The sequence below is a fragment of the Agromyces atrinae genome (assembly GCF_013407835.1).
Taxonomy (GTDB): domain Bacteria; phylum Actinomycetota; class Actinomycetes; order Actinomycetales; family Microbacteriaceae; genus Agromyces; species Agromyces atrinae.
Map to the genome: position 1 here is coordinate 2,774,469 of NZ_JACCBI010000001.1, position 11,622 is coordinate 2,786,090.

The 11,622-nt window shown below is 70.5% G+C and carries 12 protein-coding genes; 8 read left to right on the top strand and 4 right to left on the bottom strand.

Annotated features, from left to right (window positions below):
* Positions 1–60 precede the first annotated feature (60 nt).
* From BJ972_RS12995 to BJ972_RS13025, 7 genes are read left to right on the top strand one after another with little or no spacing between them, the layout of a single operon-like run.
* A complete protein-coding gene (locus BJ972_RS12995) occupies positions 61–897 on the top strand; it encodes a nitrilase family protein (protein ID WP_129172056.1) in 837 nt (278 codons plus the stop codon).
* 7 nt (positions 898–904) lie between these two features.
* Positions 905–1,465 carry an amino acid synthesis family protein gene (locus BJ972_RS13000; protein WP_129172055.1) on the top strand — a complete coding sequence of 187 codons (561 nt, stop codon included), beginning with the start codon at positions 905–907 and terminating at the stop codon, positions 1,463–1,465.
* On the top strand, positions 1,462–2,838 hold the full coding sequence (locus BJ972_RS13005; protein ID WP_129172054.1) for an aminotransferase class III-fold pyridoxal phosphate-dependent enzyme: 1,377 nt from the start codon (positions 1,462–1,464) through the stop codon (positions 2,836–2,838). Before BJ972_RS13000 ends, BJ972_RS13005 begins: the two co-directional genes overlap by 4 nt.
* Positions 2,835–3,659 (top strand): carbon-nitrogen hydrolase family protein, encoded by an 825-nt coding sequence (locus tag BJ972_RS13010; protein ID WP_129172053.1) that lies wholly within the window; start codon positions 2,835–2,837, stop codon positions 3,657–3,659. Before BJ972_RS13005 ends, BJ972_RS13010 begins: the two co-directional genes overlap by 4 nt.
* A 37-nt stretch (positions 3,660–3,696) precedes the next feature.
* Entirely contained in the window at positions 3,697–4,338 is a 642-nt protein-coding gene (gene cofC, locus BJ972_RS13015; protein ID WP_206736454.1) for a 2-phospho-L-lactate guanylyltransferase, read from the top strand.
* Complete coding sequence (fgd, locus tag BJ972_RS13020) at positions 4,335–5,354, top strand: glucose-6-phosphate dehydrogenase (coenzyme-F420) (protein WP_129172051.1); 1,020 nt, start codon at positions 4,335–4,337, stop codon at positions 5,352–5,354. The genes cofC and fgd overlap by 4 nt, the downstream gene beginning before the upstream one ends.
* 10 nt (positions 5,355–5,364) lie before the next feature.
* Positions 5,365–5,961 carry a hypothetical protein gene (locus BJ972_RS13025; RefSeq protein WP_129172050.1) on the top strand — a complete coding sequence of 199 codons (597 nt, stop codon included), beginning with the start codon at positions 5,365–5,367 and terminating at the stop codon, positions 5,959–5,961.
* On the opposite strand, the gene cofD is transcribed toward BJ972_RS13025, so the two are convergent.
* From cofD to BJ972_RS13045, 4 genes are read right to left on the bottom strand one after another with little or no spacing between them, the layout of a single operon-like run.
* A complete protein-coding gene (gene cofD / locus BJ972_RS13030; RefSeq protein ID WP_129172049.1) occupies positions 5,947–6,969 on the bottom strand; it encodes a 2-phospho-L-lactate transferase in 1,023 nt (340 codons plus the stop codon). The genes BJ972_RS13025 and cofD overlap by 15 nt on opposite strands.
* On the bottom strand, positions 6,966–7,775 hold the full coding sequence (locus BJ972_RS13035; protein ID WP_129172048.1) for an ABC transporter ATP-binding protein: 810 nt from the start codon (positions 7,773–7,775) through the stop codon (positions 6,966–6,968). The genes cofD and BJ972_RS13035 overlap by 4 nt, the downstream gene beginning before the upstream one ends.
* Positions 7,772–8,800, bottom strand: coding sequence for a putative F420-0 ABC transporter permease subunit (locus tag BJ972_RS13040; RefSeq protein ID WP_129172047.1), 1,029 nt, complete (start codon positions 8,798–8,800; stop codon positions 7,772–7,774). Before BJ972_RS13040 ends, BJ972_RS13035 begins: the two co-directional genes overlap by 4 nt.
* Positions 8,800–9,792 (bottom strand): putative F420-0 ABC transporter substrate-binding protein, encoded by a 993-nt coding sequence (locus tag BJ972_RS13045; RefSeq protein WP_129172046.1) that lies wholly within the window; start codon positions 9,790–9,792, stop codon positions 8,800–8,802. Before BJ972_RS13045 ends, BJ972_RS13040 begins: the two co-directional genes overlap by 1 nt.
* 189 nt (positions 9,793–9,981) lie before the next feature.
* Here BJ972_RS13045 and BJ972_RS13050 point away from each other — a divergent pair, with 189 nt between their 5' ends.
* A complete protein-coding gene (locus BJ972_RS13050) occupies positions 9,982–11,607 on the top strand; it encodes an ABC transporter substrate-binding protein (RefSeq protein ID WP_164989835.1) in 1,626 nt (541 codons plus the stop codon).
* Positions 11,608–11,622: the final 15 nt, after the last annotated feature.

Below are 11,622 nucleotides of genomic sequence, written 5' to 3' on the forward strand. Positions count from 1 at the left end.
GCCCGGGGCCCCGCCGAGTGCGGGGTCCCGGGCTCACTCGACATCGATAAGGAGAGACGGATGACGGAGAGCACGGCGTTCACGGTCGCGTGCGCGCAGACCGATCCGGTGATCGGCGACATCGACGCGAACATCGCGATGACCGAGAGCGCGATCCGGGAGGCGGCCGGTCTCGGCGCCTCGCTCGTCGTCCTCCCCGAGTGCGCGAGCGGAGGCTGGGCCTTCACCGACATCGACGAGTCGCGCCGCGCCGCTCAGCGCGTCGACGACGGACCGACGATCGAAGCCTGGTCGTCGCTCGCCGCCGAGCTCGGAGTCTGGGTGTGCGGAGGTTTCGGCGAGATCGACGGCGATCACGTCTTCAACAGCGCAGCCCTCATCGGTCCGGAGGGCGTCGCCTCCGTCTACCGCAAGGTGCACCTCTGGAACACCGAGAACGACGCCTTCACGCTCGGCGACCGCGGTTTCGGCGTCGTCGACACCCCGCTCGGGCGCATCGGCATGATGATCTGCTACGACGCGTGGTTCCCCGAGAGCGTGCGCAGCCTCGCCCTCCAGGGCGCCGACCTCGTGCTCGCGCCGAGCGACTGGGTGCCGAACCCGCGCCAGCAGCCCGGCCCCTCGCTCGCCCAGATCATGACGATGTCGGCGGCGCACTCCAACCAGGTCTACGTCGCCGCGAGCTCCCGCGTCGGCGTCGAACGGGGCCAGCCGTTCATCGGCTCGAGCGTCATCGTCGACCACGAGGGCTGGCTCCTCGCGGGCCCCGCCCCGGCCACCGAAGCGATCATCACCGCGGTCATCGACCCGATCGGCTCCCGTACCGATCGCGCCGACAACCCCTTCAACCGTCCTCTCGGCGATCGCCGCCCCGAGGCATACACATCGAGCAAGTGAGGTAACCATGAGCATCACCGTCCGAAAGATCGTCCGGCACCGGGAAGAGACGCTGCGCGAGAACGGGCAGGACGTGCCGACGACGCACGTCGTCGCGTGGGTCGCCGCGGTCATCGACAACCCGTACCCCGAGGGGTACGTCGCCGACCTCGTCACGATCGCCGACGAGATCGGTCAGGAGATCGGGGCGCTCCTCGGCCCCGCGTGCGTCGAACTGCTCGGCGAGCCCGTCGAGGCCTTCGGCAAGGCCGCCCTCGTGGGCCTCGGCGGCGAGCTCGAGCAGGGTTCCGCGCTCATCCACAACCTCCGCTTCGGTAACGAGTTCCGCAACGCTGCGGGCGGTACCGAGCTCCTCCCCGCTGCCGAGAAGGTCGGCATCACGGGCGGCCCGATCGACGTGCCGCTCAAGCACAAGCTCGACTCGAAAACGCGCTCGCACCACCAGACGATCACGATCGTCGTGCCCGACGCGCCCCGCCCCCGCGAGATCCTCGTGGCGTGCGTCGCGGCCAACGCCGGCCGCCCGCTCGCACGCCTCGCGACCTTCGGTGCCGAGGTGGCGAAGTGACGCTCGTCGATCCCGTCGTCACGACGGATGACTGGGACACCGAACGCATCCTCGAGGCCGACCAGCGCTACGTCATCCGCTCGTGGTCGCAGCAGGGCAAGCCCGCCCAGGCCGCCATCTCGCACGGCGAGGGCAGTTGGTTCTGGGACACCGACGGGCGCAAGTACCTCGACTTCCAGTCGCAGCTCGTCAACCTGAACCTCGGGCACCAGCATCCGAAGCTCGTCGAGGCGATCGTCGACCAGGTGCGGCAGATGGCGTACATGGGCCCCGGTTTCGCTGTGCGCGTGCGCGGCGAGCTCGGCGAGCGCATCGCCCAGCTCGCGCCGGGCGACCTCGACATGAGCTTCTTCACGACGGGCGGTGCCGAGGCGAACGAGAACGCGTTGCGTCTCGCGCAGCACATCACCGGTCGGCCGAAGGTCATGGCGCGCTACCGCTCGTACCACGGCGCGACGGCGGCGGCCCTGAGCCTCACGGGCGACCCGCGTCACCACCACAACGGTCCGGGCGTGCCCGGAGTCGTGCGCTTCCACGACCCCTACGTCTACCGCACGCCCTCGGGCCGGCCGGCCGACGAGTGCCCCGTGTGCCTCGGCGCTCCCCACATCGAGGACGTGCTGCAGTACGAAGACCCGACGACGATCGCCGCGATCATCATCGAGACCGTGACGGGCACGAACGGCATCCTCGTGCCGCCGGACGGCTACCTGCAGTCGGTGCGCGACATCTGCGACAAGTACGGCATCTTCCTCATCTGCGACGAGGTCATGGCCGGGTACGGCCGCACGGGCGAGTGGTACGCCGTGAACCACTGGAACGTCGTGCCCGACATCGTGACGAGCGCGAAGGGCCTGAACTCGGGCTATGTGCCGCTCGGCGCGATGACGGTGGGCCAGCGTTCGCGCGACTGGCTCGTCGAGAACAAGTTCTGGGGCGGCCAGACGTACGCCGGCCACCCGCTCGCCGCCGCGAGCGCACTCGCCTCGCTCCGCATCATGGAGGAGGAGAACATCCTCGACAACGTGCGTCGGCAGGGTCAGCGACTGGATGCCGGTCTGCGCCGTATCGCGGAGAGCTACGAGATCATCGGAGACGTGCGCGGCAAGGGCCTCTTCTACGGCGTCGAGCTCGTGCGCGACCGCACGACGAAGGAGATGCTCGTGCCGTTCAACGCCACCGGCGCCGCCGCGGCACCGATGCAGCGCATCGTCGCCGACGCGTGGCAGCGTGGTCTCTACATCAGCGCCAACAACAACGTGCTCCGGCTCACGCCGCCGCTCATCGTGACCGACGACGAGATCGACTTCGCCCTCGTCATCCTCGATGAGGTCATCGGCGCAGCCGACGCACGCAGGAAGGACGGCCGATGACGGTCACCACACGAGCCGCAGCGGTCCAGCTGTCGGTCGGACACGCTCCCGCCGACGCGATCGCGCTCGCGCTGTCGCTCATCGAGCGCGCGGCCGACGAGGGCGCCGGCCTCGTCGTACTGCCCGAGATCTTCGCGGCGCCGTTCGTGCAGCCCGAGCCCGACCCCGACTACTTCGCGTACGCCGAGAAGCTCGACGGCCCGTCGAACGCGATGGCCGCCGAGGTGTCGAAGCGGCGCGGCATCACGGTCGTCTCGTCGATCTTCGAGGAGCGCGAGGTCGCGGGCGTCTACGCCAACACGGCGTGCACGTTCTCGAACGGCGAGCTCGTGCAGGTCTACCGGAAGTCGCACCTGCCGTTCTCGAACGGGTTCCCCGAGAAGTTCTACTTCCGCCCGGGGGACGAGGCGCCGAGCGCCGTCGACACGACCGCCGGTCGCGTCGGCACGATCATCTGCTACGAACGCCACTTCCCCGAGCTCGGCCGCGCCGTCGCCCTCGACGGGGGCACCGTGCTCGCGGTCCCCGTCGCGTGCGCGAGCGCGCCGATGAAGGACGTCTTCCAGCTCGAGCTGCGCGCCCAGGCCGTCGCGAACGGACTGTACGTCGTGTGCGCCAACCGCTCGGGGCTCGAGGTCGCGAAGGACTACTTCGGCACGAGCGCGGTCTACGGCCCGAGCGGCGAGATCCTCGCGCAGGTGGATGACGGTGACGGCATCGCCATCGCCGACATCGACGGCGACCTCGTCGCACGCACGCGTCGCACCCGACCGTTCCTCCGCGATCGCCGGCCCGAGCTGTACACCTCGCTCGCACGCTGAGGCGGCAGAATGGTGCGGGGCGGTGAGAGGAGTGGTCGTGCAGAAGTGGCACGTCATCGTTCCCGTCAAGCGAGCGGCAGCGGGTAAGTCGCGCTTCGCCCCCGACGTCGCCCCGGACCTTCGCGAGCAACTCGCTCGCGCCTTCGCCCTCGACACGGTGAGTGCCGCCGCCGAGGCGACGCTCGTCGAGGCCGTGCACGTCGTCAGTGACGAGTTCGCTCTCTCTGACGCGCGCGTCCGTGTGCTCGGCGGCGCGCCCGACGGGCTCAACCCCGCGCTCGCCTACGGTCTCGCCGTCGTGCGCGAGCAGCACCCCGACTCTCCTGTCGCGGTGCTGCTCGGCGACCTGCCCGCGCTCCGCGGCGACGACCTCGATGCCGTGTTGACCGCTGCCCACCGTCATCCGCTCGCGTTCGTTCGCGATGCCGATGGCGAGGGCACGACGACCCTCGCCGTGCAGCCCGGGGTCGACTACGTGCCCGTGTTCGGCGGTCCGTCGGCCGCGGCGCACCTCGCGGCCGGGGCCGTGGACATCTCAGGCGACGCGCCCCCGCGGGCCCGCCGCGACGTCGACGGCGTCGACGCGCTGCGTGACGCCGCCATGCTCGGGCTCTCAATTAGCACCAATCGGCTGGCATCGGCCCTCGTGCCCCTGTCGCATGAAAGGATCGAACCATGACTTCTCTGACACTCGGATACAAGGCCAGCGCCGAACAGTTCGGGCCGCGCGAGCTCGTCGAACTCGCCGTCGAAGCGGAGCGACGGGGCTTCGAATCGGCGTTCGCCTCTGATCACTTCCAGCCGTGGCGCCACGAGGGCGGCCACGCTCCCTTCTCGCTGTCGTGGATCTCCGCGGTGGGCGAGCGCACCGAGCACATCAAGCTCGGCACGAGCGTCATGACGCCGACGTTCCGCTACAACCCGGCCGTTCTCGCGCAGGCGTTCGCAACGCTCGGCTGCCTCTACCCGGGGCGCGTCATCGCGGGCTTCGGCACGGGTGAGGCGCTCAACGAGATCGCGACGGGCTTCCGCGGCGCGGGCGAGCAGGACTGGCCCGAGTTCAAGGAGCGCTTCGCGCGCCTCCGCGAGTCGGTGCGCCTCATGCGCGAGCTGTGGACGGGCGAGCGCGTCTCGTTCGAGGGCGAGTACTACTCGACGCACGACGCCTCGATCTACGACGTGCCTGAGGGCGGCGTGCCGGTCTACATCGCGGCAGGCGGACCCGTCGTCGCGAAGTACGCGGGCCGCGCGGGCGACGGCTTCATCTGCACGTCGGGCAAGGGCTGGGACCTCTACACCGAGCAGCTCATCCCCGCCGTGAAGGCCGGCGCCGAAGCGGGCTCGCGCGACTACGACTCGGTCGACCGCATGATCGAGATCAAGCTCTCGTACGAGGAGACCACCGAGGCCGCGCTCGAGAACACGCGCTTCTGGTCGCCGCTCTCGCTCTCGAAGGAGCAGAAGCACGACATCACCGACCCCGTCGAGATGGAGAAGGCGGCCGACGCCCTGCCGATCGAGCAGATCGCGAAGCGCTGGATCGTCGGAACCGACCCCGACGAGACCGTCGCCGAGATCGCGAAGTACGTCGACGCGGGCTTCAACCACCTCGTCTTCCACGCCCCCGGACACGACCAGCGCCGCTTCCTCGAGCTCTTCGAGCGCGACCTCGCACCCCGACTGCGAGCGCTCTAGGCTCGAACGCATGAGCTGGCAGCCGTACGCCGTCCCTCCCGCACCTCCGAAACGACCTCCGCTCACCCGGGCGCAGCGCACGGGTGCGCTCGTCGCGGGCGCGGTGGGCTTCTCGGTATTCTCGTGGGGCCTCGCACTCCTGGCGTTCAGCGCGATCGCGACGGTGCTCGTCGCGATCTTCAGCTTCGTCGTGGGCCTCGCGCGTCAGGGCCCCGTCGATCGCGGCACGCTGCGGTTCGTGCAGTGGGTCGAGGGCATCGACGGGTCGATCGTGGGATGGGTCATCGTCGGCGGGTTCCTGCTCGCGTCGATCCTGCTCATCGTCGGGTTCTTCGTGAGCCAGGGCATCCTGCGCGGCGGACGCGTGAACCGGCCGACCGCCGTGACGTGGTCGAGCATCGGCATCGCCCTCGTCGCGGGGTCGATCGTCGGCTCGCTCGGCGGACTCATCGGGTCGATGTTCGGCTGGGTCGCGTGGGTCGACCCCGGTGTCGCGATCGCCGTGACGACCCTGTCGGGATTGCTCTCGCTCGCTGTGACGGCTGCGGTCGGCGCGTTCACCTGGTGGTGGATGGCGCACGTCTTCCGCGCGTCAGCGGCGGACTGACTCCGCGAGTTCGAGCGCGTCGGCGGCGATCGCCGCGGTCTCGTCGACGCTCGTGAACCACAGCGGGCGAGCGCGCGTCGGCACGCCGGTGTCGCCCGCCGACGCGGCATCCGCATCGTCGACGAGCCACGCGTCGAGCAGACCGCCGCTCAGCCGCGAACCGTGTGCGCGTGCGACGGCGGCCGCGCTCGTCTCGACTCCCAGCGGGGCGAGGCACGCCTCGGCCATTCCGCGCACGGCGGCACCTCCGATGATGGGGGCGACACCGACGACGGCGGCGGATGACGCGAGCACGGCATCGCGGATTCCGGGGATTCCCGGAACACTGCCGCCCGGGCCGCTGAAGCCCGTGATCGTTCCGATGGAGACGACGGGGTTCGAGGGCGCGATGATGATCGTGTCGGCGTTCGCGATGGCGTCGAGCACGCCCGGGGCGGGCGTCGCCTCGTCGATATTCTCCTGACGGAATGCGAGCGCGGGGCGCTTCGCGCGGTAGCGCACCCACCACTCCTCGAAGTGAATCTCGGTGTCATCGTCGAGTCGCACGAGCGTCTCGGCCTCGTGCTCGGTCGCGGGCAGCAACTGAATGTCGACGCCCCAGCGGTCGGTGATGCGGCGGGTGATCTCTCCGAGGCCGACTCCCTCGCGCAGCCAGGCCGCGCGGGCGATGCACGTGCCGAGATCGAGGTCGCCGAGCGTGAACCACGGCCAGCCGACGCCGTACGCCGCGAGCTCGGCGCTCACGCGCTCGGACTCGTCGCGACGGCCCCAGCCGCGCTCGTCGTCGGAGATTCCCGCGAGCGTATACGTGATCGAGTCGAGGTCGGGGCAGACGCGCACGCCCGCGACCCACGCGTCGTCGCCCGTGTTCGCGATGACCGTCATCCGGGCGGCCGTGCCGCCGACGCCGTCGGGGTAGGCCGCGTGCAGGTGGTGCAGCAGGCCGCGCGTGAAGCGCGCGCCGCCGACGCCGCCCGAGAGCACGACAATGTGCGGAGCCGCGCTCATGCGTGTGCCTTGGCGGGGGCGGGGGAGGGAACTGGGAGGGCCGCGGCGAATGCGAGGATCGGGCGGCCCGTGAGGGGGTTCGACACGAGCGCGGCGCGCACGCCGTACACCGTCTCGATGAGTTCGGGCGTCAGCACGACGGCGGGGTCGCCCGCCGCGACGACGCGGCCCTCGGCGAGCACGATGACGTGGTCGGCGTGCGCGGCGGCGTGACCGAGGTCGTGGAGGGCCGCGATGACGGTGAGGCCTCCCCGTGCGAGCTCGTTGATGAGGGCGAGGGTGTCGAGCTGGGCGCGAACGTCGAGGTGGTTCGTGGGTTCGTCGAGCAGGAGGAGCGCGGGCTCCTGCGCGAGGGCGCGGGCGAGGGCGACGCGTTGGCGTTCACCGCCCGAGAGCGAGCGGAACCGCCGGTCGGCGAGGGCCGTGACGCCCGCGGCCTCGAGGGCCGATCGCACGATGCTGACGTCGCGCGGGCCCGCGGCGGCGAAGGCTCCGAGGTGGGGCGTGCGGCCGAGCGCGACGACGTCGGCCGCGGTGAGGTCGAGCTCGGTGTCGGCCTGCTGCTCGACGAGCGCCAGGGTGCGTGCTCGCGCTCGACGCGGCATCCGCTTCAGGTCGGCGGGGCCGAACGTGACGTCGCCCTCTCCGCCGAGCACGCCCGCGATGAGGTGCAGGAGCGTCGACTTGCCGGCGCCGTTCGGCCCGACGAGAGCGGTGACGGCGCCCGTGGGTGCCGTGCAGTCGACTCCGTCGATGATGAGGCGGTCGTCGCGCGAGAACGCCACGCGAGAGAGCGAGAGGGTCATGTGAGGCTCCGATTCCTGAAGAGGATGACGGCGAAGACGGGGGCCCCGATGAGGGCCGTGATGATGCCGACGGGCAGCTCGCGCGGGTCGAAGACCGTACGCGCCGCGGTGTCGGCCCAGACGAGGAAGACGGCTCCCGCGAGGGCGGAGAGCGGGAGCAGTGCGCGGTGACCGGGACCGACGAGCAGGCGCACGGCGTGCGGCAGGATCAGGCCGACGAAGCCGATCGCACCGCTCACCGCGACGAGCGCGCTCGTGAGCAGGGCCGTTGCGCCGAGCAGCAGCCAACGCGTGCGACCGACGTGCACGCCGAGCGTCGCCGCCGTCGTGTCGCCGAACGCGAAGGCGTCGAGGGTGCGCGCGCTCGCGAGCAGCGGCAGGCCGATGACGATGAGTGCCCCTCCCGCGAGGAGCACCGCCGGCCAGTCGGCGCCCGCGAGCGAGCCGAGCAGCCAGCCGAGGATCTCGCGGTAGCTGTCGCCCGTCGCGCTCCAGAAGATGACGAGACTCGTCAGCGCTCCGAACGCCGCAGCGACGGCGAGACCCGCGAGAACCGTGCGCGTCGGGGTCAGGCGACCGCCCGCCCCGGCGAGGGCGAGCGTCAGCACGAGGGCTGCGAGGCCGCCCGCGAAGGCCGCGACGGGCAGGGCGATCGCGATGCCGAGCACGAGTACGGCCGAGGCGCCGAGCGATGCGCCCGCCGAGAGCCCCAAGAGATAGGGGTCCGCGAGCGGGTTACGCGTGAGCGCCTGGAGGATCGCGCCGCAGAGGGCGAGGCCCGCTCCGACGGCCGAGGCGGTCAGCACCCGCGGCATCCGGAGCTCCCACACGATGCCGTCGCGCAGCGGCGACAGCGGAGACTCGCCGATGCCGAAGCGCGCGAGCACCGACGACCACACCTCGGCGGGGGAGAGCCCCGCCGGCCCGATCGCGATCGCGACGACGATCGACGCGACGAGCACGGCGCCGAGCGTGAGCCCGATGGCCCACGCCCGCCCGCCGATGCGGCCCCGGGTGGTGGGCATCAGAAGCCGAGGGATGTCGCCTGATCGACGATCGACTGGACGGCCTCGACGTTGCGGATTCCGGCCTCGCCCGCCGCGAACGGCACCACGATGTAGCGCTTCTGCTGCACGGCGGGCAGGGCCGCGGTCGCGGGGTTCGACTCGAGGAGCGCGATCTTCGAGTCGGCCGTGTTCCAGGCGGCATCGATGAGCACGATGACGTCGGGGTCGGCGTCGACGACGGCCTCCCAGCTGAGGGCCGACCACGTGTCGTCGACGTCGGCCGCGATGTTCTCGAGGCCCGCGGCGTCGAGCATCATCTGCGGGGCGCCGATGCCGGCTCCGACGTAGGGGGTGTCAGTTCCCGAGCTGTACCAGAGCGCGGTCGGCGCGCCCTCGAGCGGCGTGATCGCGTCGAGCATCGCCTGCTGGTCCTCGACGATGACGTTCGTGACGTCGCTCAGGTCGAAGATGGCGCCGACCTCGTCGAACTCCTCGAAGAGGGCCTCGAACGTGAGCGGGTCGGGCTGGTAGCCGGGCTCCTTGCAGGCCGACGGGGCGACGTAGGTGTTGACGCCGAGTGAGGCGAGCAGGTCGCGGTCGCCCGCGCCCTCGGCCGTGAGGTTCGACTCCCAACCGGCGAAGACGAGGTCAGGTTCGAGGGCGAGCGTCGCCTCCTGGCCGGGCACCTTGTCGGAGACGATCTCGACGGGTGGCGCGAACTCGGGCAGCGGCGAGTCGAGGAAGGCCGCGCCGACCATTTTCTCGGAGAGGCCGAGTGCCAGCAGCAGCTCGGTCGTCGTCGACTTGATCGTGAGCACGCGCTCGGGCGCCGACTCGAAGGTCACCTCGGTGCCGCAGTTGTCGATCGTGAGCGGATAGCTCGTGCGCGCCGGTTCGGCGTCAGCGGTGGGCGTCGGCGAGGGCGCGGCGGCGGGCGATCCGGCGCAGCCGGCGAGGGCGACGATGCCGAGAGCGGCGAGGGATGTCGTGAGGAGACGACGGCGGAACATGGAACCTCCGGTGGCAGGGCGAACGTGGGAAGACCCACGGCCCAGATCGGAGCCGCCCTGCCCGGTCAGAACCAACCGGCGGTCGCAACGATTCTAGCGATGTGGCGTCAGGTTACGGGCCGTTTCGGATGTTCGTAACGAAGTGGTTAGCGTCGTCACGATCACCGCCACTCAACGTGCAGGAGCATCGTGACCTCGTCATCCACTCGCCGCCGAGTCCTCATCGGCGTCGCAGCCGCAGCCGTCGGCCTCATCGCGTTCACGGGATGCGCCGCCGCTCAGCCGGCCGCCGAGACCGCGACGTCGTCGTCGCCCGTCGAGGGCGGAACGCTCATCTTCGCCGACATCGAGACGCAGTCCGACTTCCAGGTGCAGAAGGGCTTCAACTACACGCAGTCGAACGTCTTCCGCAACGTCTTCGACCGTCTGACGGCGTTCGACCCGACGTCGGGCGAGCTCGTGCCGTGGATCGCGAGCGAGTTCAGCGCCAACGGTGACAACACGCAGTTCACCTTCGTCATCCGGCCCGACGTCACCTTCTCCGACGGCACGCCGCTCGATGCCGAGGCGGTCAAGGCCAACCTCGACCAGCTCGGTCTCGGAAAGCCCGACGCGCAGATCGTCAAGAACCGTGACTTCGTCGGCTACGTCTCCTCCGAAGTCGTCGGCGGCGACACCGTCGTCGTCACGCTCGACCAGCCGAACGCCGACTTCCTCAAGGCCACGGCTGCAGCGACCTCGAGCCTCGTGAGCCTCTCGACCCTCGCTCTCGACTACGCGGGTCAGGCCGACATCTCGAAGGTCGTCGGTTCCGGCCCGTTCGTCTTCGAGTCCCAGGTGCCCGACCAGGAGCTCGTCTTCACGAAGCGCGACGACTACGCCTGGGCGCCGGCGAACTCGACGAACCAGGGTGCCGCCTACCTCGACGAGATCGTCTTCCGCGCCATCCCCGAGGTCGGCCTGCGGGTCGGCGCGGTCGCGTCGGGCCAAGCGGATGTCGCGCGCGGCATCCAGCCGACCGATGAAGCCGTCGCTGCGTCGTCGGGCGTGGAGCTCCTCGTCGCCGAGGCGCCCGAACTCACCGCGAACTGGCTCGCCTTCCGCGGCAACGCCCCCATCGTCGACGACCAGAACGTGCGCCGCGCCCTCCAGATCGGCTTCGATCGAGATGCGCTCAAGGCGACCGTGCTGAGTGACAGCTACCCGCTGTCAGGGTCGGTCCTCAACCGGTCGGCTCCCGGCTTCGTCGACCTGTCCGACGACATCGCGTACGACGCCGACGAGGCCGCGGCGCTCCTCGACGAAGCGGGCTGGGTCGTCGGCTCCGACGGCATCCGCGAGAAGGACGGCGAGAAGCTGGCGATCTCGGTCGCGGCGAGCTCGCGCAGCGTCGTCATCAAGCCCGCCTTCGAGTTCATCGAGTCGGAGTGGCGCAAGCTCGGCGTCGCCCTGACGAACAACGCGGGCGACAGCACGATCTTCGCGACCGCGCTCGGTGAGCCCACCTATCCCGCCGTCGGGTCGCGTCAGTTCTACCTGGGCGGTCTTGCCCCGCTTTTCAGCGCCGAGGGCAACACGAACACGTACTTCACCGACCCCGAGCTCAACGAGCTCTTCGCCGCCGACCGTGCGGCGACCGATCCCGCCGAGCGCGCCGAGATCCTCGGCGACGAGCAGCGTCGACTCGTGCTCGGCACCAACCTCCTCATCCCGCTGTGGGACGAGGTCCAGGTCCACGCGGTCGCACCGGGCGTGCACCTCGTCGTCGACGGCGGCACGGCCCCCGTTCTTCAGGAGTCGTGGGTTTCCGAGTAGACCGTACGGTCACTG